The sequence below is a fragment of the Alteromonas gracilis genome (genome assembly GCF_036870955.2).
GTDB classification, from domain to species: Bacteria; Pseudomonadota; Gammaproteobacteria; order Enterobacterales; family Alteromonadaceae; genus Alteromonas; species Alteromonas gracilis_A.
In genome coordinates, this window is record NZ_CP145482.2 from 3,228,216 (window position 1) to 3,252,813 (window position 24,598).

Annotated in this window: 22 protein-coding genes and 2 pseudogenes; 14 read left to right on the plus strand and 10 right to left on the minus strand. The window is 44.4% G+C overall.

Annotated features, from left to right (window positions below; all coding sequences use genetic code 11):
• Entirely contained in the window at positions 1-837 is an 837-nt protein-coding gene (locus V6N89_RS15610) for a LysR substrate-binding domain-containing protein (protein ID WP_346992925.1), read from the minus strand.
• A 167-nt stretch (positions 838-1,004) separates the two neighbouring features.
• Here V6N89_RS15610 and V6N89_RS15615 point away from each other — a divergent pair, with 167 nt between their 5' ends.
• Positions 1,005-1,871, plus strand: coding sequence for a pirin family protein (locus tag V6N89_RS15615; protein WP_346992926.1), 867 nt, complete (start codon positions 1,005-1,007; stop codon positions 1,869-1,871).
• A gap of 55 nt (positions 1,872-1,926) precedes the next feature.
• Here the strand turns inward: V6N89_RS15615 and V6N89_RS15620 are convergent, their stop codons facing one another.
• Positions 1,927-2,889 carry an AraC family transcriptional regulator gene (locus tag V6N89_RS15620; RefSeq protein ID WP_338518364.1) on the minus strand — a complete coding sequence of 321 codons (963 nt, stop codon included), beginning with the start codon at positions 2,887-2,889 and terminating at the stop codon, positions 1,927-1,929.
• A 99-nt stretch (positions 2,890-2,988) separates the two neighbouring features.
• Between V6N89_RS15620 and V6N89_RS15625 the strand changes: the two genes are divergently transcribed.
• The 3 genes and pseudogenes from V6N89_RS15625 (at position 2,989) to V6N89_RS15635 (ending at position 6,217) form a co-directional block, all read left to right on the plus strand.
• Complete coding sequence (locus tag V6N89_RS15625) at positions 2,989-3,417, plus strand: SRPBCC family protein (protein ID WP_338518365.1); 429 nt, start codon at positions 2,989-2,991, stop codon at positions 3,415-3,417.
• The gene (locus tag V6N89_RS15630; RefSeq protein ID WP_338518366.1) at positions 3,404-4,213 is read left to right on the plus strand and encodes a sterol desaturase family protein; all 810 of its coding nucleotides are present in this window, start codon (positions 3,404-3,406) and stop codon (positions 4,211-4,213) included. The genes V6N89_RS15625 and V6N89_RS15630 overlap by 14 nt, the downstream gene beginning before the upstream one ends.
• A gap of 196 nt (positions 4,214-4,409) precedes the next feature.
• Positions 4,410-6,217 (plus strand): annotated as a pseudogene (locus V6N89_RS15635) (alkaline phosphatase D family protein).
• A gap of 23 nt (positions 6,218-6,240) precedes the next feature.
• Here V6N89_RS15635 and V6N89_RS15645 read toward each other — a convergent pair.
• The 4 genes from V6N89_RS15645 to V6N89_RS15660 form a co-directional block, all read right to left on the minus strand.
• Positions 6,241-7,227, minus strand: a complete 987-nt coding sequence (locus tag V6N89_RS15645; RefSeq protein ID WP_338518369.1) for an AraC family transcriptional regulator — start codon at positions 7,225-7,227, stop codon at positions 6,241-6,243.
• A 37-nt stretch (positions 7,228-7,264) separates the two neighbouring features.
• Entirely contained in the window at positions 7,265-7,723 is a 459-nt protein-coding gene (locus V6N89_RS15650) for an anthrone oxygenase family protein (protein ID WP_338518370.1), read from the minus strand.
• Entirely contained in the window at positions 7,716-8,549 is an 834-nt protein-coding gene (locus V6N89_RS15655) for an NmrA family NAD(P)-binding protein (protein WP_338518371.1), read from the minus strand. The genes V6N89_RS15650 and V6N89_RS15655 overlap by 8 nt, the downstream gene beginning before the upstream one ends.
• Before the next feature lie 98 nt (positions 8,550-8,647).
• The gene (locus V6N89_RS15660) at positions 8,648-9,556 is read right to left on the minus strand and encodes a DUF2268 domain-containing putative Zn-dependent protease (RefSeq protein WP_338518372.1); all 909 of its coding nucleotides are present in this window, start codon (positions 9,554-9,556) and stop codon (positions 8,648-8,650) included.
• A 243-nt stretch (positions 9,557-9,799) separates the two neighbouring features.
• Between V6N89_RS15660 and V6N89_RS15665 the strand changes: the two genes are divergently transcribed.
• The 4 genes from V6N89_RS15665 (at position 9,800) to V6N89_RS15680 (ending at position 13,132) form a co-directional block, all read left to right on the plus strand.
• On the plus strand, positions 9,800-10,900 hold the full coding sequence (locus tag V6N89_RS15665; protein ID WP_338518373.1) for a helix-turn-helix domain-containing protein: 1,101 nt from the start codon (positions 9,800-9,802) through the stop codon (positions 10,898-10,900).
• A gap of 271 nt (positions 10,901-11,171) precedes the next feature.
• On the plus strand, positions 11,172-12,011 hold the full coding sequence (locus V6N89_RS15670) for a DUF2306 domain-containing protein (protein WP_338518375.1): 840 nt from the start codon (positions 11,172-11,174) through the stop codon (positions 12,009-12,011).
• A 264-nt stretch (positions 12,012-12,275) separates the two neighbouring features.
• Entirely contained in the window at positions 12,276-12,824 is a 549-nt protein-coding gene (locus V6N89_RS15675) for a YaeQ family protein (protein ID WP_338518376.1), read from the plus strand.
• Complete coding sequence (locus V6N89_RS15680; protein WP_338518378.1) at positions 12,824-13,132, plus strand: hypothetical protein; 309 nt, start codon at positions 12,824-12,826, stop codon at positions 13,130-13,132. Before V6N89_RS15675 ends, V6N89_RS15680 begins: the two co-directional genes overlap by 1 nt.
• Positions 13,133-13,141: 9 nt before the next feature.
• Here the strand turns inward: V6N89_RS15680 and V6N89_RS15685 are convergent, their stop codons facing one another.
• Positions 13,142-13,588, minus strand: coding sequence for a retropepsin-like aspartic protease (locus V6N89_RS15685; RefSeq protein ID WP_338518380.1), 447 nt, complete (start codon positions 13,586-13,588; stop codon positions 13,142-13,144).
• 338 nt (positions 13,589-13,926) lie between these two features.
• On the opposite strand from V6N89_RS15685, the gene V6N89_RS15690 reads away from it, so the two are divergent.
• Complete coding sequence (locus tag V6N89_RS15690) at positions 13,927-14,298, plus strand: hypothetical protein (protein ID WP_338518382.1); 372 nt, start codon at positions 13,927-13,929, stop codon at positions 14,296-14,298.
• 57 nt (positions 14,299-14,355) lie between these two features.
• Here V6N89_RS15690 and nei read toward each other — a convergent pair whose 3' ends face one another.
• A complete protein-coding gene (gene nei, locus V6N89_RS15695; RefSeq protein WP_338518384.1) occupies positions 14,356-15,183 on the minus strand; it encodes an endonuclease VIII in 828 nt (275 codons plus the stop codon).
• A gap of 167 nt (positions 15,184-15,350) precedes the next feature.
• Between nei and V6N89_RS15700 the strand changes: the two genes are divergently transcribed.
• A complete protein-coding gene (locus V6N89_RS15700) occupies positions 15,351-16,406 on the plus strand; it encodes a M14 family metallopeptidase (protein ID WP_338518385.1) in 1,056 nt (351 codons plus the stop codon).
• A 168-nt stretch (positions 16,407-16,574) separates the two neighbouring features.
• Here V6N89_RS15700 and V6N89_RS15705 read toward each other — a convergent pair.
• A pseudogene (locus V6N89_RS15705) lies at positions 16,575-17,700 on the minus strand (zinc-binding dehydrogenase).
• Positions 17,701-17,971: 271 nt separating this feature from the next.
• On the opposite strand from V6N89_RS15705, the gene V6N89_RS15710 reads away from it, so the two are divergent.
• Genes V6N89_RS15710 through V6N89_RS15720 form a run of 3 tightly spaced genes read left to right on the plus strand, consistent with a single transcriptional unit; the run spans position 17,972 to position 22,205 of the window.
• Positions 17,972-18,736 carry an SAM-dependent methyltransferase gene (locus V6N89_RS15710; protein ID WP_338518386.1) on the plus strand — a complete coding sequence of 255 codons (765 nt, stop codon included), beginning with the start codon at positions 17,972-17,974 and terminating at the stop codon, positions 18,734-18,736.
• Positions 18,737-18,748: 12 nt separating this feature from the next.
• Positions 18,749-18,952 (plus strand): hypothetical protein, encoded by a 204-nt coding sequence (locus V6N89_RS15715; RefSeq protein ID WP_338518388.1) that lies wholly within the window; start codon positions 18,749-18,751, stop codon positions 18,950-18,952.
• A 19-nt stretch (positions 18,953-18,971) separates the two neighbouring features.
• Positions 18,972-22,205, plus strand: coding sequence for a response regulator (locus V6N89_RS15720; RefSeq protein ID WP_338518390.1), 3,234 nt, complete (start codon positions 18,972-18,974; stop codon positions 22,203-22,205).
• A gap of 162 nt (positions 22,206-22,367) precedes the next feature.
• Here the strand turns inward: V6N89_RS15720 and V6N89_RS15725 are convergent, their stop codons facing one another.
• The gene (locus V6N89_RS15725) at positions 22,368-23,486 is read right to left on the minus strand and encodes an L-dopachrome tautomerase-related protein (RefSeq protein WP_338518392.1); all 1,119 of its coding nucleotides are present in this window, start codon (positions 23,484-23,486) and stop codon (positions 22,368-22,370) included.
• A 194-nt stretch (positions 23,487-23,680) separates the two neighbouring features.
• On the opposite strand from V6N89_RS15725, the gene V6N89_RS15730 reads away from it, so the two are divergent.
• The gene (locus V6N89_RS15730) at positions 23,681-24,598 is read left to right on the plus strand and encodes a LysR family transcriptional regulator (protein WP_338518393.1); all 918 of its coding nucleotides are present in this window, start codon (positions 23,681-23,683) and stop codon (positions 24,596-24,598) included.

A 24,598-nucleotide genomic window follows, 5' to 3' on the forward strand; every position in this document is an offset into this window, starting at 1 on the left:
CTAGGTGCGAGAAGGCAATAAAATTGAAAGGGACGCCCGTTGTGTGTACCACTGTGGTAGCACGTTCGTCAGCGTTCCTTCTTCTATATCACGCTGACAAATATACGCAGGTAGCGACACCACCCCACGGCCTTGTTTACATACCATTTTAAGCGTATTCATATCGTCTGATATCAAGCGTGGACTGTATAATACGTCTTCCTTTTCGCCTGATGCTTTGCGTAACGACCACTCACGCTTTTGATTTTTCCAACCAAAGCTAAGCGCTCTAACACCGCGTAAGTCAGACGGCTGCACAATAGACGATACTTGAGATAAAAATTGTGGGCTTGCAAACAAGCTCCACTGAACGGTAGCCAGCGACTTTTGAATTAATGATGAGTCAGGTAAATTTTCTACATGGCCCCGTACCGCGATATCCAAGCCTGTAGAGATTAAGTCAACATAGTCGTTTGACGCATGCTGACAAATATCCACATGTGGATGCAGGGCCATAAACTCATTAATGATATGTGAAAGCAAAAAGGTCGACACACCAAACGAGCTGCTTACGTTGATAGTGCCTCTGAGTTCCTCAGATTGATTATTAAAAACGTTTTCTGCCGACTCCATGGCGTGCATCACTTTTTTGGCCTCGCTATAAAACGCTCGGCCTTCCGCGGTCACGGCAAACTGCCTTGTGGTGCGCTGTATAAGCTTTGTCTCCAACCTCTCTTCTAAGCGCTTGATGTGCCTGCTTACTTTCGATTTTGGCGCGCCCATGCGCTGTGCGGCTTGGGAAAAGCCCTTACTTTCTACCACGTAAACGAAATAGATATAGTCGTTTAAATCGATCATCCATCAAACCCAACCGCCATACACTAGCGCCATGTTTTTGCCAAGTACTTGCCACATTTATGCCATCACCATTGTTTCAATATTAGAACAGTATTTTCATTTTTTGACTATTTTTTAAAACAATAAACACCACTATTGTTAATGCGTAGACATTAAACGAGGGCAATATGATGCGCACTACAGAAGGTAACAACAATCCACTAGTTATGAACAGCAATGTAAGCCAACCTGTTGCAGGTACGCCTTTTAGCGTGGGGCAAGGCTTTAACGCCCTGTCATTTAGACATCACGCGTTTCAATCGGGCTTTGACCCGCTTATTATGGTTGATCACTATCACATGCACGCACCCACGTTCGGTGCACATCCACACGCGGGACTCTCAGCCGTAACCCTATTATTTGAAGATAGCCAGGGTAAATTCCACAATACCGATTCATTAGGCAATGACTTTGATATGTTGCCTGGTGATCTTTATTGGTTAAAATCAGGCGCTAGCGCAGTTCACGACGAACGCCCGCGCGAAGGTGGGACTGCACACGGTTTACAGATGTTTGTAAACATCCCAAACGCGCAAAAAAACGACGCCCCCGAAACCATGCATGTTAAAGCCAGTGACATGCCAGTTATCACAAAAGACAGTGCCAGAGTAAGAGTAGTGTTAGGAGAATACCTGCATTTACAAAGCGCGGTTTCCCCTAGCGTGCCAATGACCATATTAGACGGCAAACTGTTAGAGTCAGGGCGTTTTGGCTATCACGCAAAGGCACAAAGTAATAGCTGGATTTACGCGGTATCTGGCGCGCTGACAATACACATCAATGGCGCTGAAATCGCTCTTGCTAAAGGTGAATCTATAACCCTTGAAGCGAATGAGCACACGCTTGACGCAGAATTTTTAAACGCGCAAGGTGAACCTACTCAGTTTGCTGTGGTGTCGGCGACACCGCTTAATGAAACTTTTGTGCAGCAAGGCCCACTCGTTGCCGCAAATGACAAAGCAATGAAAGAAGTGATAGCTCGTCTGAGCAAATGAGCGCGATAACGAAGGTGGATGAGTTGCTATTTAACCTGCAATATACCCTTTACGTTTAACGCAACGACTGCTGATATCTAAGTGGCGTAATGCCACGCCACTTTTTAAAGGCATGAGTAAATGAAGACTGCTCTTGAAAACCTAACTCAAGCGCGGTTTCAGCAATACTGTATTGGGTGAGCAAGAAATCAACTCGCGATTGACGCTCTAGGTTTAGTAACTCCATAAATGAGACATCTTGTTGTTTTAATTTCCGCTGAAGAGTTCTTGGGCTAACAAAAAGTGCCGCCGCGATACGAGTTTGATTGCACTGGCGTAGAGTCGCTTTTGCTTTTAACAACAAGGTTACCTGTTCTTTAATATCTCTGTGCGTAGTGCGTGCTTGTAACTCATTCTCTGTTACTTCAATTAACGCCCTAAACATCGCTCTATTTTCACTTGTAAAGGGGATAGACAGTAACGCTTTTGAAAAAATAATGCTGTTCGTTTTGGCACGAACGATCACGTTACAGCTAAACCAATCGGTTAGGAGTGTTAGCTCATCAGACGTTAATTCAAAAGCAAAAGTGATTTCGTCAGGCCTATACGATTCACCTAAAATTTTTCGTACGGTTTCAACCCATGCTGTGGTATTTCGCAGCACCATTTGTTTGCAGTTGGTGCTCTTTGGAACCCAATCAAGCTTAACTTGATTCGCCAAAGGATGAACATGTGTATCCCCAATATCTGCCACCAGCGAGTCAAAGCGTATTAGTGCATCAATTGCTTGCGAGAGGTTTTCACAACTTTCAACGAGATATCCTAATACTCCATAATCTTTTGCCTGAATACGCTTACCTAGCTCAAAACCGAATAAGCTTTGTCCACTCAACTCAGCGCCTAAATTAAGTAAATTAATGTAGTCTTCCATTGCTATACGCCCAGCATTTTCAACATAGTTGCTTGCTGGAGGCGTTATATCGAGTTCATTTAGATAACTCGAAACACTGTGTAAATATGCAATCGAAACTGAGGCCATAACACTGTCGCAAAATAACAAAACTCATGACGTATTAGCGCAAGATAAAGATACAAAGTCAAATTAAGCTGCGATAAGTCGCAAATAAACAGCAGTGTTATGATTTCAGTTAGTTATCAAAAAACGATAGGGGCAACGCCAGAACAACTTTTTACTACGTTGACTGATCACCACAACTTACATCAATTATTTAATGCAAAATTTGACGTGGTGAAAGAGCAAAATAGTAATGAACCTAAAGGTGGTAAAGGCTGTGTCAGGCAAGTATCTATTCTTGGCGTGTCGTTTTTAGAAGAAATAATTGCCGCAACACCCCAGGAAATTCGCTATCGGGTCATAAATAATTTTCCGGTAAAGCATCATTTAGGAGTTATTTCGTTTCAGGCCCAACATCACGCTACAACGGTTAATTACACCATTAAATGCCAATCACCTTGGTATTTGCCGAGCTTTGTTTTGCGCAAGTTACTTTCTAATGACATTCGCAAATGCTTAGCGAAATTAGGAGCTATGTATGATCTCCGCTGAGCTAATTTTGTTGGGGTTGAGCCCAATTTTTATTTTTTGTGTTGCTGTAGAGTTTATCAAGGCACGTAAGCATTACGATATAAAAGACAGCATTAACAACACCGCACTTGCGCTTTTGCATCAAGGATCTGATGCGATTTTTTTACTGTTGCTCATGCCGATGTTTAACTGGCTCCATCAATTTGCATTGTTTGATATCAAGCTTACGGCTGTGTCCTTGTTTGTCGGCTTTATTTTACAAGATTTTCTGTATTATTGGTTTCATCGAGCATCACATAACATTCATTGGTTTTGGCTTGCCCATGTGGTGCATCATAGTTCGACACATATGAACTTTACTACCGCTTTTAGGCAAAGTGTATTGTATCCGATTGTGGGTATGTGGCTATTTTGGTTACCGATGATCTTGGTTGGTTTCTCGCCAAGTTTAGTCTTTGCCATTGTGGCAATTAACTTAGCTTATCAGTTTTTTGTGCACACTCAGACTATCGGCAATCTAGGCTGGTTTGAAAGCATTTTCAATACGCCAACTCATCATCGTATTCATCACGCAACTAACAAGCCCTACATCGATAAAAACTACGCGGGCGTGTTAATTATCTGGGATAAGTTGTTTGGTACCTTTGCGCCAGAAGATAAATCCCTAATCATCAAGTATGGAATTATTGGCGAACTGCCAAAAGACAACCCTGTGAGCACAAATTTTAAGCAGCTCTCGGTGATGAAGCAAAAGCTCAAAGCATCAAACTCTCTAAAAGAAAAATTAAGAGTGCTATTTGGCTACCCTAGCCATTAACAGGGAACAATTAATCTTTGCCATACAAGCGAGTGTATTCACCGACTATTTTGCTGAAAGCACCTCGATTATACACCTCACCAATCGCAGCATTTGAAGGTGTTAATAGGCGTTGCGAAGTAGTGGTTCTCTGTGTGACGGGTACTTTGCTATATGAAACGAAAAAACATGGAAATAACAATAAAAAAGGTATGCTATGAAACTAACAAGACGAAGCTTTCTTAAAGGCTCTATGGCAGGTTTCGGAACCGTTGTTGTGTCGACGGGTCTGTCAGGCTGTTTTTCAGATAGCAGCGACAATGGCCCCAACCAAGACCCCTACGTGCCCCCAGAAGCCGATTTTACACACGGTGTCGCCAGTGGAGATCCCACACCGTCAAGCGCGATTATCTGGACCCGCGCAACGCCAAGGGATGCTGGTGTAATTGCCGTGGCCGTTGTCTGGGAAATTGCAACTGATGCTAACTTTACCAATATCGTACGTAACGGTGCATCGCCTGTAGTTGCAGTGAACGACTTTATCCTCAAAGTCGATGCCCAGCAGTTAGATGCTGGGATGACCTACTACTATCGTTTCAGCGCTGGTGCAACGGTGTCGCCTGTTGGCCAGTTTAAAACCTTGCCTCATGGTTCAGTTGAACAGGTAAAACTCGCGGTGTTCTCTTGCTCTAATTATCCCGCTGGTTACTTCCATGTCTATGCTGAAGCGGCTAAACGTGATGACCTTGATGCGGTCGTGCATTTAGGGGATTACATCTACGAGTATGAAAATGGTGGTTATGCAACGGAAGATGCTGAAGCACTCGGACGAACTATTCCCGCTGATAATGATGTAGAGACGATTTCTCTCGATGATTATCGAAAGCGTTATGCGCTCTATCGAAGCGATCCTGATTTACAGTCGCTGCATCAGAAAGCCGCCTTTATAACCGTATGGGATGATCATGAAGTCGCCAACGACGCTTACCGCGATGGCGCGCAAAATCATGATGACGGCGAAGGTGACTATGAAGCACGTAAAATGGCTGCGCTCCAGGCCTACTTTGAATGGATGCCAATTCGTCCGGTGGCACCGGATGATCAAGAAACCATTTATCGGCAGTTCGATTTTGGCAACCTGGTGAGTCTGTACATGTTAGATACGCGGATTATTGCACGGGACAGCCAGCTCATACTAACTGACTATGTCACTCAGGATGGCATTGATGCAGATCGCTTTGTTGCTGATGTAACTGACCCCAACCGTGCATTGCTTGGGTCGCAGCAGATGGGGTGGTTAACCGATAGCATGATTTCATCGTCCGCAACCTGGCAAGTGTTGGGGCAGCAAGTTTTGATGGGGCGAATGCTGCTACCCGCGGAGATTATGGTTGTATTGGGACAGCTTGAAGCCTTGGTCAACGCTGGGCAGGATACATCTGCATTAATTGCACAGGCCAACGTACTGTTTGGTGAGCTGGCGACCATTAAGGGACGTCTTCTGGTAGTGATCCTACTGTTACTCCTCAAGAGCGTGCGCGCATAGAAACCGTTATCCCTTACAATCTAGACGCCTGGGATGGCTACGCTTACGAACGCGAAGTGCTGTTGGGTACTGCGGCTACCTTCAATAAGAACCTTGTGGTCCTAGCTGGTGACACCCATAATGCTTGGGCAAACAATTTGGTTACCGATGCAGCTAATCCTGTTGCGCCGGGCGTAAAGGCAGGCGTTGAGTTTGCGACCTCATCGGTATCATCACCCGGACTGGAAGCAATCTTTGGACTAAATCAGGCAACACCTGAAGCCGCAGCTCAGTTTGAAGGCGTTCTCGAACTGCTGGTTGATGGACTCGACTACACGAACCTGGTTCAGCGAGGGTATCTGGTAATGACCTTTACAGCACAGGAGGCAACAGCCGAGTGGCAGTTTGTCGATACTATAAAACAACAGCAATATAGTTTGCTGGAGAGTCGTCAAACGACACGCCGGGTCACCGTAGGAACCAATGACATCAAGGGCTGATGTCGCAGACAAGGTATATCAGCTTATGAAGACGTTAGCTGGTATGCCTTTCTCACCTCGTTGGGGCTTTTCCCAATGATTTTCTTAAACGCCCGTGAAAACGCGGCTTCAGATTGATAACCAATATCTAACGCGATGGACAGCATTGAGTCTTTGGATAGCTGCAGCTTTGAATAGGCCAGCGACATGCGCCACTCTGCAAGATACTCCATGGGTGTATTGCCCACTAACCGTTTAAATTGCTGCGCAAAGCTGGTGCGTGACATTCCTACGTTATGTGCCAATTCTTCAAGCGCCCAATGACGCTCTGGACTTTCGTGAATTAGGCTAAGTGCTTGGCCTATTCGATCATCTTCTAATGCGCCCAACCACCCTACTTGTTCATCGTCTAATTGGTTTAAATGTTGCCGCATGGCACTGATGACTAAGATATCAGCTAGCCTTGCAATAACCGCTTCTGCGCCTATGCCCACACCACTGGTTTCCGCTTTCAGTAATTGACTGATATTGCTCACCACATTGGTGGCAGGCGCTTCCGCCTGCGCGCTGTTTTGTCGAATGAGAATATAAGAAGGCAGCACGCCAAGTAGCTTTATGGCTAAAGGGTGTTGAAACAACAACACGCCACATACCATGTCTGTGGTTTCTCCGCCGCCACCAAATTCAAGGGTCTCAAAACGCTCTGTGACCGCTTTTATCGGCAATTCGCCAAGTGGAGTAAAGTGGGTACAGTCTCCATCATGTAAGTTGTGGCCTTCACCTTTTGGAAACAAAATAAAATCGCCAGACTCAAGCTTCACTGAACTAGCGCCAATGCGAAAAAAGGCACAGCCTTCCACCACCATATGAAACATCATGCAGTTATGCATTGGCGGCATACTCATGGCCCAGGGCTTACTTAACGTCGACTGCGTGAAAAAAGCACTTTCCATGCGCAAACTATCGAGTAACTTGCCTATCGGCTCATCGTGAATAGGGGTTTTAACCCGTGCCTTGTAATCGAAACCCATAATTGGTTCTCCGCAATGCCCTTAAAAGAGCATAGCATTAAAGCGACATTAGAAATCCAGAAACTATACCCGCCGCCGTTCTGCAGTGGTTCCACAATACCCATTTCGACAAATATTCGGCCCATACAGACGCCATACTCTCTTTTTGTGCCGCTTTTAACTTGTTGTTTAATGGAACATTAAATACCACTGTCACGACCGTAGTCCCCATGAAAAAAAACAAGCCAGATAGTGCTTTTGCACCGCTTCCAAAATAAACAAAGTACATACTGGCTAAGCCTGACACAAAAAAGCATGTCAGAAACACGGGGTTTAGGATCGCAGAGTTGATCTTATTCATAACACTGGCTCCGTCATGCTCCTTAGCGAGGACGCGCATGATGGTGTTGCTAAAAATAAAGTAAAGACCAATCATGACGATCATTGATAGCTGCAGCAGTGCTTCAGCTATCGTTACCCAATTGGTTAATTCAGACGTCGTATTTCCTTCAAGCATGAGACACTCCAAATTGTGAGTGGTTGTCTCGTACAAAGTCGCTAAAACGTTTCGCCGGGCGACCCAACGCTCTGAAAACCCCATCCGTCAGGTGTTCATTTCTGCCATCGAGTACTACGGTAAACAAATAGGACAACATTTCAATGGCACTGGGGTCGACCTGATTAGCACTAAGCCCGTCGACGAAACTATCAAGCGATATTTGCTGGAAACGAATGGGTTTATCTAACACCGTTGAAAAGGTATCAGCAAGCTGAGGAAAGCTAAGTAACTCTGGTCCTGTTACTTCATATAGCTCACCGTTGTGTTTATCATCAAGTAGCGAAGCAACCACAACATCGCAAATGTCATCCACATCAACAAAAGGCTCTGTCACATGGCCCACTGGCAGCGCGATGGTGCCCGACTCGATATACGCCTTGAACATTCCCTCGCTAAAATTTTGATTAAACCAGCTTGCTCTTACTACTGTGTTGCTTAACCCTGATGTCTGCACTATTTCTTCGCAAATCTGTGCAGCTGGTTCGCCTCTACCTGACAGAAGCGTGATATGTTTTACGCCTTTAATTTTGGCTAAAGCGCAAAACTTGGCAATATCTTCTGGCGCTTCGGGAATAGCTAAATCGGGATAGTAAGTCAAATAGACTGCATCTACGTTATTCAATGATATGGCCCACGTTTCTGGCGCCTGCCAATCGAAGTGTACTTCTCCATGACGACTCGCGCCTTTCACGTTAAGGCCCATGTTGGACAGCGTTTGATAAACACGAGAGCCAGTTTTACCTGTCGCGCCAATAACTAAATATGTATTTGTGTTGTTAAGCATTTTTCTCACCTTATTACCTTGTCGTACAAACACTGTAGCCAAACAAAACCGCTCTTTTTTTGCTCAACGTTTGTGATTTTTTACTTAGCGTCCGCAATTCACTGAACGGCCAGAGTATAAATAGCCGTTGCGTCTTCGAGGGTGAGCAAAGCCGTTAACGTACCGCCGTTTGATATATAGCGAGAGGCAAGCTGGTATCCAACCCAGTAGCCCATATCTACTGGCATTGCTATCTCTTCATTAAGCTCAGGGGACTGGGTGTAAAGCCACGGCGCATAGTCAAAGGTATGCATGGTTTTTGAAAAGGTATCTAACAGTAACGGGGCTAAAGGTTGCCCAAATGCCACACGTTCATCGTCTAGCACAAAAGCTTCATCAAGCAACAATGTAGCAACATAGTCGGCAGTTCCCTCTAGCAACGCCATTTCAAGTAAGTTGAAGTGAAAATCGGTACGCGTGGTAAGACGATATTGAGTCACGTGCACCAGTTCATGTGCCAGGTAGTTTTTAAGTATTTTTTCAATGTCTGCTGATTGCTCGAGGTTTGACGCTGTCGACCCGCAAAGCATTTCTAGGCCCAGCACAACCGCGTGAGGTGAAGCGGTAGCCGCCGTGTTACCCGCCCCAATTACACCGTATGCCGTTACATCATGAAGCGGTACCCCAGTAATTTCAGTAAGCTGCTTTTTGAAAGAAGAGAAAGCGGGGTTGAGTGAATTTAGTATTCCTGCGCATTGCTGGTAAGCCTTCATATCGCTGTCAGAGATTGAGGTATAAGCCTGTTTGAGCGTATCGACGGATTTAAAGCGTCCGCGCAACAATGCTAACCCACCCGCGTTCTCTGAAAGAAACTGCAATTCAAACTCTGAAGAAGTCAATTTACTCACATCAGTGGCAACCAACTTATTAACTGCAGACACATCAATATTGGCTTGTGCTTTTGCGGGCACTAACAGCCCGCCCGCCAGCATTGCCCCTCCTACTAACCGCAATAATATTTTTGTCATTTCATGCTCCGCACAGTTTTTGGTTTGTGAATGTGCAGATTAATCTTTTATAGCGCCCCTTAATGTGCCAAGCGTACGCTTTATCTTGCAGTTAGTACCTGCTTGTTCGTGGTCAATAGCGTGTCGAAAGAGTTTGTCAAAAAAGCCTGTTGATGATAGCTAAAGATTTTGAAACATCTTCTCGCTTGATGCGCTTTTTCAGCATGGTTACACTGAAATTAGAGAGCTATGGGTGCAATTAAGATGATGTTACACAACCTACAAATTGTCGTGCTGTTAACATGCCTTTGGCTGATGTTTGCCCAGTTGGTTGTAAAGAACAAACGAGCGACCCACATTCTCTTTGCCATATTCTGTGGCTCGGTCGCCATGTCGATTGCAAAAACGCTATCAGGTAGCACCATCGGCCCTTATCAATATTTGATTGGCATGGGAGCATGCATTACCTGCAATGGCTACTGGCTGTTATCTCGTTCACTATTTAGAAAAAGTGGCGCCATCGGGCTTCCCCATTTAGTATTCGCAGGCGCTATTGCCGTGCTTATCATGCTTAACCAAGGCATGTTGTTTGCGAGCAACAGTGGTGTCATTGCCTTCAATGAACAAAGTGTAATGGGGCATGTTTTAAGAGAATTCACTGTGTTGCTGTCTTCTTCTATTCTCGTGCTTTCTTTTTGGGAAGGCGTGCGGGGGTTTAAACAGGCAAACCATACCGAAAAAGCACAGCGAATATTGTTTCTAGCCACCTTTGGCGGGGCTGTAGCATTTAGCAAAGTACTACAAGGTGCACTTGCCGATACCCCTGTAGCCAAAGACCTGGCCATAGCGTGCATTACCCTGATTGTCGTCACGAGCACGCAAGTGCAAATACTATGGCATGACAAAACGCGAAAACACGCGAACAAAACATTGCCGTCTTCTGTACCGTCCGTCGCCTCTACAGCACATTCAGTTGCAACAGCATCACAAACAAATGGCGCTGTTGATGAAAGTCTGCTTGCTAATCAAATTGACGCGCTTCTTATCGATGACGCACTGTATTTGCAATCAAACCTGAGGCTCGTCGATGTTGCACAAAAGCTTGGCGTACCGGAATACAGGGTAAGCAATGCCCTTCGCTACAACCTTAGGGCGCGAAACTTTAATCAATACGTCAACGCGCTTCGCATTCAGCATGCGCAAACGCTATTGGCTGATGAAGATAAACAAAAATGGACGGTGTTAGTGGTTGGTTTAGAAAGCGGCTTTGCCTCAGTTGGCCCATTTACCCGAGCATTTAAAGCAACAACAGGTTTGACGCCAAATCAATATCGACAGCAGCTGCATCAGATGAAAACGGCATAGCACCATATCTAGCGACTTCATTTAAACTTCGACGCATCAGCCCCCCACTCTTGCACCAGAATCATTGATCACAGGACTGTGACTCTGGTGCATGTCAGGTAGCTTGGCTCTCACTTAGTTTGGCTCAAATGGATTTAATTACATGGATTTGAGCACAAGGCGGTTTAAAGCCACTTTTTCGGCATTTTGTTAGGCCAATTTCCGAATTCGGCGCGAATTCTCCCCTTATTCTTCGCACACTTCACTCACTTGAACTAGGTAAGGAACAGCAATGAGTGAATCTATCTTACGCCACCCGATATGGGTTTTACCCAACGCAAAAAAAGCGTTAAACATAACATTAAAAAGCTGGTTTGTAGTGGCGCTGGCAGGTCAATGGGCCTTCGCAATATACATATTGGCGATATACACGTTGACAGCATTTAACGATTTGGCAGTAACGGACTTCAGTCCATCGCCCAACTTAAAACATGCAACAGGGCATATCCTGTTTATCTTTTTTGCACACGTTTTGCCTGCCGTTTATCTGTCCATGTTTGGTTTACTACAACTTATTCCAGTGCTGCGCAGCAAGTACCCTCGCTTTCATCGTATTAATGGAAGAGTGTTTCTGCTGCTGGGTTTGACTGGTGCGCTTACGGGGCTCTATCTGCAGTGGTCGAAAGGCGGGCAAACAAACATCTCAGCCTCTTTAGGCACCTCGCTTAATGGCATCCTCATCATTTGTGCAGTATTTTTTGCATGGCGATTTGCGCTACAAAAACGTTTCGATTTACACAAGCGTGTAGCAGTGCATGCATTTCTTCTCGTCAACGGTGTGTGGACTTTCAGGCTTTATCTAATGGGATGGTATATGGTCAATCAAGGACCCAATGGCAATACGCCTAATATCGATGGTCCTATGGATATTTTCTTGTCATTCGCCTGTTATTTATTGCCAATGTTAATAGCAGAAGCAGTGCTGTTGGCACAAAAACAACAAAGTATAACCCGAGTGTGGGTAAGTACAGCGGTGTTGGCAAGCGGCACACTTATCACACTTATCGGGGTTATTGCCGCTGCCATGATGATGTGGAGCCCGAGAATATTAAATGTAATTAGTGCAATTTAAATGAATAGTGAAGGTATTGGTGCCATTCAGGCTATCCAAGTGGATAGCCCAATTAAATTGTCAAATTGAGGAACACATAGCGTTTTTTAGTAATCTAAGAAAACACTTACGCAAGTCACTAATAAGCGTCGCTTAATCGCTGCTATATAATGCTGTACCTGATAGACTACGCGTTATTCAAAGATCTCTTTACTAATAAGCCGAAGATTTTTGGCGCATCGCTAAAAAATAATAAAAATGCGTCGAAATTAACGCAGGAATACCATGGCACTGAAAGCAACCATATTTAAAGCGGACATATCTATTACAGATATGGATCGTAACTATTACAACGACCATAACCTAACCATAGCTCGCCATCCTTCGGAAAACGACGAGCGCATGATGCTGCGCGTTATTGCCTTTATCGTCAATGCACACGAAAGATTGCAGTTTACCAAAGGGCTGTCAGACGATGATGAGCCAGATCTATGGCAAAAGAGTTTTGCCGACGAAATAGAATTATGGATAGAGTTAGGTCAGCCTTCAGAACAACGCATTAAAAAAGGCTGTAACCAAAGCCAGCAAATGATGATTTACGCCTACGCTGACAATAGTTTTGACGCATGGTGGAAAAAAGAACGCAATAAACTTCAAACTCGAAGCAACCTTTCGGTGTTTACCTTGCCAGAGGCACTTGCAACAACACTCGCCAACGCCGTGCAGCGTTCAATGCAAATTCAAGTCACTATTCAAGATGGGCAAATGTGGTTAACCATAGAAGGAGCAGACGTTACCGAAAGTGTTGAAATTAGCATAGAGAAGCAGATGTAATGAAGAAGCTTTCAGCAGTGCAGCTTAAGCAGCAGGCACTTATATTTGATGTTGCAGATACCCTAGAAACAAAGGCTCGGGAAGAGCTTAGCGGTATGGTGCAATGCTGGTTTGACGTGGAGTATCATCAGTTTCCAAGCTCGTTATTACTGCGCTTTCAATTCGAAAGTGAACAAGCACTTACAGCTGCGCTAGCAGAAGAAAAAGCGTGGCAAAAACGACTTAGTGCCGCGCTATTAAAAAAAGGGGTGGTGTTCAAAGACAAACGGAAACACCTCATTTTTACAACAGAAGCACCGCAAACATAACCCTTCGTACTATTCACACCCTGATAGGGTTACAGAGTTTGATGTGATGGTAAGTGGCGCCACGCGAAGTAAGGTGTTAATACCCAAAATATTGCTTCCTTTGGGTAGCACCGCCACTTCTACTGGCCCTACTTCACATGTATTGCCAATGCGTACAGAGTTGAGTTGATACTGCGACACCGTGAGAATTTTGCCATTGGCCATTCTAGCCGCTGACGTTCTAGTCGCAGTTAACTTTTTATTACGAGTCAGCGCATCAAACGTAGCCTGATTTAAGGTAAGCAGACTTGAACCCGTGTCGAGTAGAAAAGAGGTCTTAAACTTCGACTCCAGAGTTGCTTCTAAATACAGTGTTCCACCTTTACTTTGAGACAAAGGAATGTTGTGCTCGATAGCAAACACTGGCGCTGTAAGGGCAAGTGAGGTAAGTAGCAAAACAGAAAATAGGCGCTTCACTGGCGTGTCTCGTAAACCACAAGGTAAGAGAAGACAGCAAGATAAAGACCAATTCAGTAATTGCTTGATTTGGCAATAACTTTAGAATTTATGCCTACTTTACTTGCACCACGCCCGTGCAAAAAACCAGCAGTCCTGCACTCTAATCGCACATATACGCAATTCCCATCGCTTATCGTGGCACCTTGATTAGTAAAACATAGTTTACAAAGCTAGGTGATAGATAATGCCTATCGCCAACCTGTATTGTTTAGAACTTTTTGAGTTATACAATAGTATAAGTATTGAGTGTATTAGTAAGCATGTATTACGTAGCGTATAACATTTGAGGGTTTAACATGAAATTACGTTATTTAGTGGGTTCTCTTATTACGGCTGTTTCGATGAGTTTTGCGGCAAATTCTGCACAGGCAATGACAAATCCTACGGGTGAAACTGTTGATGTACAGGTTGTTGATTATTCAGGCAAGCCACCGTTTAAACGCACGGTAGTGACCATGTCGGTTGACGACGTTGCACAGCTTGAGTCAGTAGGACAGGAAGCAGTTGAATACGTTGAAGTAAAAGAAGTGGTTATGCGTGGTAAGCCACCGTACCGCCGAGTGACCAAAACAATGCCTGTATACGATGTAGCGCAGCTTGAAGTACTTAAAGAGCAAGACACTTCAACAAAACGTGGAACACGTCCTCCATTTAAACGCCACAATTAATTATATAGCTCCTTATTAAAGCGGTTCACATTTAAAAGTGAGCCGCTTTTTTATAGTTTAAGCCGACTCAGGCTGACATGTGCTGCACCAATACAACCGTCTGCCGTTATAGGTTTGTCTTCGAATTGGCGTGGTGCACACCCGGCATGGCAAAGCTTCGCGATCAAAAACCATAAACCGAGTCCGCTCAAAATCACCGTCTTGAGTTTCGAGCACTTCACGTAACTCTGTATAAACCGTGTATCCACCAGTTTCATAACTGCGTTTACATATTTCTAAGGTATGTTGTGCCAAACGTGCCAGCTCAATTTCGTTTAACTGAGCAGGTTTACGTGCAGGGTGAAGACCTGCCGCAAACAGGATTTCACTGCGTAAATAGTTCCCCAGCCCTGCCATAAAGCGCTGATCAAGAAATAAGGCACTGAGCGCACGATTGCGAAACGTTTTAGAAGATAAGCGCGCTTCAACATCCGCTGGGGTAACTGTTTTATCAAGCACATCTGGCCCAACGCGCTGTAGGAATGGATGCTCACCAATAAGCTGCGTTGGATGAATGCTGATATCTGATGCGCTGTACAGTATGGCGCTATGCGTTGCCGTGTGTAGCCCAACTCTAAGCTGTCGAGCGGTTTCTGGCAGCTCACCACGTTTACACGTGTGCCAAATGCCGTACAGCTGGTTGTGAGAATACATCGACAACCCATTACTAAAATGTGTGATTAGGGCCTTGCCGCGAGTTTCAATTCGTAGTACTTGCGTGCCTTCCAATTGCTCAGCATAAGGTTGTAGTTGAGCTAAACCGAACTCGACACGCTGCAAAGGCTTGTCTATCAACACTGCTTGAACTTTGTCTGCGGCTCGGCGAATTTCTGGACCTTCAGGCATTCTGCTCTCTATAAAGTATGATGTTTTTGGAAAAACAACGTGTTTTTAGTTAGTCGCAGTTAATAGTGTAAAAATCGACACTGGGATCGCTATTGCCGCAAACCCCGTGTAAAATTTAACGCTCATTTCCAAGTTTCTTTGAACGAATACTAAGGACAACTTCTTCAGTGAATAAGACTCTATCTCTCACACTACGTCGCGCGGTGCTATTTATCTTTTGTTCGCTTGCAGCTACCTCAGTGTATGCGGCTAAATCGATTGAAATAGCAGGAACCCTTGTGCCAGCGGGCACTAAAAAAGATATCACTATAAATATTGCTGCCAGTGACAATGACCCAGCAACGTTTATCCCCATTACCGTTATTAACGGTAAGCACGATGGCCTGACACTGGCCACCGTAGCTGGCGTTCACGGGTACGAGTACATTTCTATTGCAGCAACTGAAAAATGGGCTGCGTCACTATCTCCCGATACACTATCAGGGGCATTAATCATCGTCAGACTGGCGCATATACCTGCTTTTGAAGAACGCTCAGTTTACGTAAACCCCTATGATAGAAAAAACCTTAACCGCAGCTTTCCAGGTAGCAATAACGGCACACAAACCGAGCGAATAGCCCATGCTATTTCAACACAAATTGTTGCCAATGCGGATTTCCTTATTGACCTTCATAGCGGCGACGGTGCGGAGTGGCTAGCACCTTTTGTAGGTGTTTATGGCGGCCCTCTGGCCACCGACTATGAAAAGGCAATGGATGTCGCCATGCATTTTGGTTTTCCGAATATTGTGACCTACCAAATGAAAACACAAAAACAGGTTGATACACGACGCTCGCTAAACAGACAAGGCGTGGCCCAAGGCATTCCAACACTGTTAGTAGAAATTGGGGAAAACGGCTCAACAGATAGTGCGTATGTAGACGCATTAATTAGCGGGTTGAACAATACACTTGTAAAGCTTGGTATAAGTGCGAATACACCTGTCTCTGAAGCATCATCTAACGCTATTAATACGTTTGTAGGCACAACGTCAGTGCCTGTTACTGCATCAGGCATTTGGTATCCACGTCAAAGCATGGGGCGTAAAATTACGAAAGGCGAGGTACTAGGCGAAATTAAAGACTACTTTGGCAACCTTGTTCAAGAAGTGAAAGCGCCTGCTTCGGGATATGCGCTATATGGCCTAGCGGGATTGCTTAGGTTAAAAAGGGTGAAAGTGTAATGACAATTGCGATAGAACAATAATTAGCTGCACGCTCGTCATTGTTTGTTTTTGCTTTCTTGGTTTCTCGCTAACTGCAAACCGAAAAACAGACGCAGAGTAAAACGATACGGCTTGTGACAACCCCCTCGTTGTCACAAGCCTATTGACCAACTTATTACAAACTTATTAACCTTTGCTTGGCACAATCAGGTATTTTTCATAGGTTTTCTTCGCGTTGTACAGGGCCACATTATCAGGCTGTAACGCTTCTTCAAGTGAAAGCTCTTTGGTATATGACGACGCAAATGTAGTGTTAATTTCCATCGCAACCTTTTGATACAGCTCGCCCACGCGCTTACGGTCAAGCTTGCCTAGGAATCGCATAAGCAACCAGCCACCAATTCCCCATGTCATACCATACGCTCGGTTTAAGATAGTGGGTGAAAAGTCTAGACCGCCATAGATATACACTTGTTTATTGCTGTCAGAGCCATAAGTGTTGAAACCTTTCGCATCTTTACTTCCCGATGCTTCCATCATGGTTAAAATATCGCTAACCAACTCACCGCCACCAATTGCATCAAACGCAAGCGTTGCACCTGTGCTATCAATTGCTTGATATAACTCTGCTTTAAAGTTCTCACTGGTCGAGTCCAACACAATTTTAGCGCCAATACCTTTTAATAGGTCTACTTGCTGTTGGCTACGCACAATATTGACCAGCTCAACACCTTGTTCTAAACAAATTTTGTTAAGCATTTGCCCCAAGTTTGATGCAGCAGCTGTGTGCACCAGCGCTTTGTGTCCTTCCATGCGCATGGTTTCTACCATACCCAAAGCGGTGAGCGGGTTCACAAATGAAGACGCGGCCTGCTGCGCAGTTGTACCATCCATATGCGGTAAACACGCCTGCACCTAGGTACACAAGCATACTCTGTGTACGCTGCACCTAGGTCAGAATAGATACTGTTTTTCCCATTAACGCTTGTGCTTCCGGACTGTCGCCAGTCGCTACCACAGTACCTGCCCCTTCATTGCCAATTGGCAGTGTTTGATCAAGACGTGACTTAATACGCATCAACATAGATTTATGGACAGGTGCAACAAGGGCGTTTTTATCCGCATCAAATGTTGCCTTTTCTAAGCTGGCTGGGCCAAACATAGGCCACATATCTGAAGGGTTTATCGGAGACGCCTCCATACGAACAATCACTTCGTGAGGCTTAGGCTGTGGAACATCTACTTCTTTCAATGAAACTTCTAGTTCGCCTGATGAGGTAATAAGCGTAAATAACTGTTTAGATTTGTTCATAGTGGTAAATTCGCCCTGTAAATGAATCGCTAAGTGTAGACGTAAGCTAACATGTCGCCACTATCAACGTTATTTATATTACGAATATATATGGGTAGCCATAATTTATAGAAAACACCTCAACTGAAAACAACATAGTAAATGATAGCAAACTAATTTATAGTGAATTCAAGAGGTAATTCGGTTAGCAAAATTGAACAGGACGTCATGGAAAACGCCCCAAAAGGAGAGCTAGTCATTGTTGGTACCGAGCATAAGTGTGGCAGGCCAAATGACGTTAGCAGCCAAGAACCAAATAGAAAGTGCCGACATTGTGTTTATGGGTATCATGAACAAAGTGGGTGAGCATGCGGTAAGAAAACTAAACCCTAATAGCGTTTCACTGGATGACCTTTATCAAGACGGAAAATCTCGTGCACTAACCTACGCGCAAATGACTGATCGCATCGTGCAAGCGGTGGTCGAGGGCAATAAAGTGTGTGCGGCCTTTTACGGACATGCAGGTGTCTTCGTTACTCCTTCTCATGAAGCTATAAAACGCGTTCGCGAATTAGGCTTAAGCGCAAAGATGCTGCCTGGTGTCTCTGCTGAAGACTGCCTTATTGCCGACTTAGGCATAGACCCCTCAAAATTTGGCTGCCAGTCTTATGAAGCCACACAATTTCTGTTTCGCGACTATCGCATCGACCCCTACATGACACAAATTATTTGGCAGATTGGTCTGGTTGGTGAAGCATCGTTAAGCGTTCTTGACGCGAAGCACAACAAACCGGGTTTGGCGTTGTTAACTGAAATTCTACTTGAACACTACCCTGCCGATCACGAACTCATAATTTACGAAGCACCAACGTTGCCTATTTTGCAGCCAGACATTCAAAGGCTCGCATTACGTGATTTAGTGCATGCCAACACCAATTTGGTTTCAACCTTGGTTATTCCGTCATTAGGTTTACCTGCTTACCGCAGCGACAGACTAGAAAAACTGGGGTTAACAGAACAACAAGTCATCAATTACAGAAGCCCGTCCACCAACTAGAAGGAAGCTACAATGGCAAAATCACTAGAAGATTTTTTAATTGAGTTAGACACCAATAGCGATCTAATGAAAGCGTACGAAAAAGATCCTGTGGGTACTGCAGAGCAATACGGCTTGTCTGAAGAGGATGTAAAACTGATAAAAGACAAGAATTGGGAAGAAATTGAAAAACGCTTTGCCGACCAAAACAAAGCGCCTCGCGTAGTACATTGCTAACCGCGCTTGATTTATCACTATGCGTTATCTGTTCCGCCTAGCATGCATCACCATTATGTTGGTGGTGCTGCCTGTGCTTGCGGTTCAATCAGATATTGATAATGGCGCTCATGCCAAAGACATGTTGGATGGACTTAGGGAACGCATTCAGCAAGGCGACCCTACCATCGATGATGCATTTCAAGCATTAGACAGCTTTTTCGAGTCAACCCCTGAAAACGACGACAAGGCCCGCTTTTTAAATTTAAAATCGTATAGCTACATACTTCGGCAAGACTACCTTGGTGCCTATGAAGCCCTTTTAGCGGCGCGTGATGTAGCTGCAACAAGCAACAATACCCGTGCAACGGCAGAGTCATACCGATTAGAGGGCCTGATACTCGACTTTTCAGGCGAGCATGCTAGTGCGCTTGAGGCCTTTAACCGCGCACTTGAATTATATAACGAGATTCAAAGCGACCGCGTGTTAATGGTGTATAGCTCAATGGGAAATGTCTTTTCGTCATTAAAAGACTTTGAGCAAACATTAGACTTTGGAAAAAAGTATCAATCGACAGCGCAACGCCTGTTTAGTCAAGAAGACGAGGGTATTGCCTACTTCTATCAAGGCTATGCCCAAAGCCAGTTGGGGCTGTATCAAGAAGCACAAGTGAATTTACTACTTGCCGAGTCGCTGCTTAGTGAAATTCAGTACCCGTTTATTGGTATTGTCTACAGCGCCATGGCAGATTTACACATTGCACAGAACAATTTTAATGAAGCGCTTAGAAAACTGAATGAAGCGGTCGAAGCAGACCGTAAAGTGGATTTTCGCTACAACGAAGGCGCCTACATTCTGCAGTTAGCAGAGATATATAAACGCCGCGGCGAAGTTGACTTAGCGATAGCAGAGCTAACTAACGGGCTTAACTCTGATGCCATTCAGAACGACAAATTGTTAGTGCTTAGTGCACTGGAGCAACTTATCGCGCTTTCAAAAACGAAAGAAGACTACCGCTCAGCGCTTAGCTATTCCGAAGAATATAAAAAGGTGTATGAGCAAAGTTTTAACGAACAACAATCTCGCTCGCTGGCACTTAACCGTATTCGCCTAGCAATATCGGAAAAAGAAGAAACCATAAAACTGCTAGAAAAAGACAACCTACTTAAAGAGCAGCGCAACCTTATTCAGCAGAAGCAGAATACCTATCAGCTTTACTTTATTGCGGTGGTGTTTCTATTTTTGCTACTTGTTATTGGCCTTTGGCTGCGCACGCGGCAACAGCGCAAAGCACTCAATACCATTACCCATGACTTGCAAAAAGCAACCGAAGCTAAGTCTGACTTTCTTGCTCGCATGAGTCACGAAATTCGCACCCCGCTTAATGCAATTATTGGGCTAACAAAGCTGTCTCAGCGCGCTGCTGAAAATGAAGAACAGCAAACTAATTTAATCCAAATAGAATCAGCTTCACACACACTGCTTGGCGTCATCAACGACATCTTGGACTTCTCAAAAATTGAAGCCGGAAAGCTAACGATAGAAAAGACGCAATTTAACTTAGACACTTTAGTTAATCAGACCATCCGACTGCATTTAGGGCGCGCCGACGAACACCATATTGAGCTTATCCAATATATCGCTAGAGACGTTCCTTTGCATCTCATTGGCGACCCGCTTCGCATACAACAAATCTTAAGTAACTTAGTGAGCAACGCACTAAAATTTACCGAAGAAGGCCTTATTTCAGTAAGCGTGCGTTGCAAAGAAAAAGAGGATGACATTGAGCTTGAGTTTGAAGTAAAAGACACGGGTATAGGGCTAAGCAGTCAACAAAAAGAACAACTTTTCAAACCTTTCAATCAGGGCGACGAGTCTATTTCTCGCCGATATGGCGGCACAGGATTAGGCTTGGCTATTTGCCAACAGCTTGCCGGATTAATGGGCGGTGAAATTTGGGTAGAAAGTCAGTTAAGCAAAGGCTCTAGCTTCTATTTCACAGTTCAGGTTCAGCGAGACCCTGCAAAACGGCTAGTGTCTCCGTCAAAACAACTGTCAGCGCTTAAGGTGCTGATAGCTGACGACGTTAGCCTATCAAGACGCGCCATTGGTGAAGCCTTATCGAGCGCCAACATCAAATCAGATACGGCTTCTGGCGGCCAGGAAGCCATTGCGATACTGCGTGACGCCGTTGCTCAAAACAAACCTTACGATGTATTGATACTCGATTGGAAAATGCCCGATATTGATGGTTTGGAAGTGGCAGCTATTATGAAGCAGCAGCTTTCAAACAAAATGCCTAAAGTTATCATGCTATCGGCATTTGACTCGCCGCGCATGCATGAACAAGCAAGGCAGCTTGGTATTCACACCTTCATTAAAAAACCCCTTGGTACCAGTGAACTCGTCGATAGGCTACAAGAGCTCTGCCTTAATATTCCTTTGCGCCCTGTTCAGACAGACGAGTTTAAATTGCCTAACTTTAGCGACAAAAAGATTTTGTTTGCAGAAGATAATGCACTAAATCAAAAGGTAACCTTAGGTCTTTTAGCCGATACGAACGCAAAAGTAACTGTAGTGAATAATGGCCTAGAAGCCGTCAATGCACTTCGCGAAGACCCATCCTTCGATGCCGTTTTGATGGACATTCAGATGCCAGTAATGGATGGTCTGGCTGCCACTAGAGCAATCAGAGAAGAGCTTGGTTTGTCTCTACCCATCATTGCCATGACGGCGCACGCTATGCAGCAAGATGTAGAAAAAAGTTACAAAGCAGGCATGAATGGGCATATCAATAAACCCATTGAACCCAAGGTGTTTTTTGATGCGCTAAACAAAACGCTGTGCGTTGAGTCTTCACTTACAGCACCAGAACACTTAAATGACACCAGCATTCAGTCGGCCATTTCCTACAAACACAGTGTACTTTCTGTGATAGATAAACCCAGGGCAATGCGCAAGCTTCGAGGTAATGAAACGCTGTATAACGAGCTTCTTAAAGACTTTGTAGAACTTAAAGGCGAGCTTTACGCGCTACGCAAAGCCATTGATGATGATGACTTCGCGACTATTTCGAGAATAGCGCATATTTACATTACAGCGCTTAAATACATTGGTGCTTTTGCGTTAGCTGAATTAACAAATATGGTTGAACTTACCATAGTGCGAAATGAACATGGCAATACAAAAGACTTTAAAGATCAGCTAGAGTTACTGCACAGCGAATTGTCAAAAATGAAAGAGAAGATAAAGACGCAGGTAAGCTCGATATAGCTAGTCATGCTTTGCTCTCTCGCGCCTTAACCTTCTGAGACTCCAGCCGAATTTTTAAAGTGTATGAACTTCGGATATCGCAGGCTGCTGACTTAGATTTCGTAAGTTTTGTTAAAGGCTGAGATAGATGAACACAAACGGTGTTCATCTATCTCGCACGATTTAGTGCTGATACTTAAATCGATACAAGGTGTATGGTGCTTTCGCGTTGCCTAAACCTTGACTAAAAGCAGGGTGCTGATGAAGTTGGTCTTGAGTGACATAAATATAGCCGTCACTAATTGCTAAGCTATCCGGCCACGACAGCCTTTTGTCACTGATAAGTGTTCGATATTCTCCTTTGGTTGTTAAGCCAATGGCGTTATGTTCTAAATCAGTTGCAAGTATTCCGCCACCGGGAGCAAAGGCAATACCATCGCTTGGCTTTTTGGGGCCAAAGACTTCGATGTTCTTCGACAAGGTAACATCGGAAGCATCACTATTACTGATTACTGCCGTAGGAATTCGATATACTGTTGTTCCTGAAAAAGCGCCAAAGTATAACCATTCAAATGTATCATCTATTGCTATTGGGTTCAGACCAAAACGGAGCTTATTTGTTTTCCCCTCTTTCGTCTTCGATGCCAACAAAGACGCTTCGATAACAATATCACGCTCTTCTGGCATGAGTTCGTTTGCACTTTCTAGTAATCGTTTTGATGCACCTGTCTTTAAATCTACGACAATAATGGCGGGCTTAGTGGCACCTGCAAAATTCCCAAATGTCATATCGGCGATATAAATTTTTTCGTGTTTCTCATCAATAGCAAAATCTTGAATAAATGAGTTTGGTTTTAGTGAAGAAGGGGCGATTTCAATAATATTGTGCAGCTTATTTTTCACCGTATCCCATGCAACTAACTGAGCGGGTGATGACTCGCTACCCATGTCCAAAATCCACACTATACCTTTGCTATCACTGTGTACGCCAATAACCGAGCTAAAGCCAACTGCCCCTGTTTCTGGGCCATCTGCCCAATCGAGCGTTGGGAATGGTTGCTTTGTGCCGTTTGCCATAACTTCGACAACACGCAGTTTTGGTGCATCTAGCGGATGCATGCTGATAATAATTCGCCCTTTGGGAGAAATAGTGATACCGCCACCCCGTGCATCGTCAAACGTGGTAACAGCCTCTAACTCACCAACTTTCGGTTCAGGCGCTTCAGCGGCATTTGTAGAAGTTGCGTTAAGCGTTACCGCACCGACAAAAGCGGTGAGAAGGCTTTTCGTGAATAGCTTCATGTTAATTCCTCTTCTAGTTGTTTGGTTAGTTTTACTTGATGGTATTAGCTAGCTATACACACAATAGAATTCTTATTAACAAACAAAAACAGCCTTACTTTCGAAAAATTATCAAATTTATTTTGATAATTAGCATTTTATTTTCGATAACCAACGTCCATACTTTAGTGAACCTAACCGCTAAAGGGCCTGTAATGACGATTGAAGATCTTATGATTGTGCTTAAAGTAGCTGAATTTAAAAACATTACCGCAGCTGCCGAGAGTTTAAACATGCGAACCGCTACGGCAAGCGCTGCACTTAAGCGGGTAGAACGGCAGCTTGGTGTCGAGCTATTCACAAGAACGACTCGGCGACTGAAATTATCCAGTGCAGGTGAGCGATTTATTCCGCGATGTAGAGAAGGTATTCACACCTTAGAAATCGCTAGACAAGAAATGTTGAGTGAAACGAATGTGATTCGCGGAGAGTTAAAGCTCTCTGCCCCCTCAGATTTAGGTCGTAACATCCTTCTGCCATGGTTAGATGAATTCACTACAACGTATGACCAGATAAAGCTGAACTTGCATATTGCAGATAGAAATATTGATTTCTATCGTGACCCCGTGGATGTGGCTATTCGATACGGCGCATTAACCGATGAAAATCTTTACGGATTTAAAATTTGTGACGTACGCCGCGTACTTTGTGCGTCTCCTAAGTATGTAAAAAAGTACGGAGTACCTCACAAACCTGCTGATATAAGTAAACACAATGCGCTGCTATATCAACTACATGAGCTTATAGATGATGAGTGGTGTTTCACGAAAAAAGACAAAAACTATAAGGTGAAAACAAAGAGTACTAAAGTCTCTAACGATGCTGATTTAGTAAGACGATGGTGCTTATCTGGCCAGGGGCTGGCTAAAAAGTCGAGCTTGGATATGTCGACAGCACTATTAAATGGTGATGTTATACGGCTTATGCCAGAGTTTGAGCCAACCCCAACTGAGCTATGGCTTGTCTGCCCTAGCAGGCAAACCATCACACCTGCCGTTCGACTACTAAGAGACTTTCTGCGAGAGAAATGTGAGCACGTGATTAAATCGCTCGTAGCGAACGGTATATTTTAA

Coding starts and splice junctions, on each gene's coding strand:
- V6N89_RS15730 (WP_338518393.1), top strand. CDS start 23,681: ATGACGATTGAAGATCTTATGATTGTGCTTAAAGTAGCTGAATTTAAA.
- V6N89_RS15675 (WP_338518376.1), top strand. CDS start 12,276: ATGGCACTGAAAGCAACCATATTTAAAGCGGACATATCTATTACAGAT.
- nei (WP_338518384.1), bottom strand. CDS start 15,183: ATGCCTGAAGGTCCAGAAATTCGCCGAGCCGCAGACAAAGTTCAAGCA.
- V6N89_RS15660 (WP_338518372.1), bottom strand. CDS start 9,556: ATGACAAAAATATTATTGCGGTTAGTAGGAGGGGCAATGCTGGCGGGC.
- V6N89_RS15615 (WP_346992926.1), top strand. CDS start 1,005: ATGATGCGCACTACAGAAGGTAACAACAATCCACTAGTTATGAACAGC.
- V6N89_RS15625 (WP_338518365.1), top strand. CDS start 2,989: ATGATTTCAGTTAGTTATCAAAAAACGATAGGGGCAACGCCAGAACAA.
- V6N89_RS15720 (WP_338518390.1), top strand. CDS start 18,972: ATGCGTTATCTGTTCCGCCTAGCATGCATCACCATTATGTTGGTGGTG.
- V6N89_RS15680 (WP_338518378.1), top strand. CDS start 12,824: ATGAAGAAGCTTTCAGCAGTGCAGCTTAAGCAGCAGGCACTTATATTT.
- V6N89_RS15710 (WP_338518386.1), top strand. CDS start 17,972: ATGACGTTAGCAGCCAAGAACCAAATAGAAAGTGCCGACATTGTGTTT.
- V6N89_RS15645 (WP_338518369.1), bottom strand. CDS start 7,227: ATGGGTTTCGATTACAAGGCACGGGTTAAAACCCCTATTCACGATGAG.
- V6N89_RS15650 (WP_338518370.1), bottom strand. CDS start 7,723: ATGCTTGAAGGAAATACGACGTCTGAATTAACCAATTGGGTAACGATA.
- V6N89_RS15655 (WP_338518371.1), bottom strand. CDS start 8,549: ATGCTTAACAACACAAATACATATTTAGTTATTGGCGCGACAGGTAAA.
- V6N89_RS15610 (WP_346992925.1), bottom strand. CDS start 837: ATGATCGATTTAAACGACTATATCTATTTCGTTTACGTGGTAGAAAGT.
- V6N89_RS15665 (WP_338518373.1), top strand. CDS start 9,800: ATGATGTTACACAACCTACAAATTGTCGTGCTGTTAACATGCCTTTGG.
- V6N89_RS15715 (WP_338518388.1), top strand. CDS start 18,749: ATGGCAAAATCACTAGAAGATTTTTTAATTGAGTTAGACACCAATAGC.
- V6N89_RS15690 (WP_338518382.1), top strand. CDS start 13,927: ATGAAATTACGTTATTTAGTGGGTTCTCTTATTACGGCTGTTTCGATG.
- V6N89_RS15725 (WP_338518392.1), bottom strand. CDS start 23,486: ATGAAGCTATTCACGAAAAGCCTTCTCACCGCTTTTGTCGGTGCGGTA.
- V6N89_RS15620 (WP_338518364.1), bottom strand. CDS start 2,889: ATGGCCTCAGTTTCGATTGCATATTTACACAGTGTTTCGAGTTATCTA.
- V6N89_RS15630 (WP_338518366.1), top strand. CDS start 3,404: ATGATCTCCGCTGAGCTAATTTTGTTGGGGTTGAGCCCAATTTTTATT.
- V6N89_RS15670 (WP_338518375.1), top strand. CDS start 11,172: ATGAGTGAATCTATCTTACGCCACCCGATATGGGTTTTACCCAACGCA.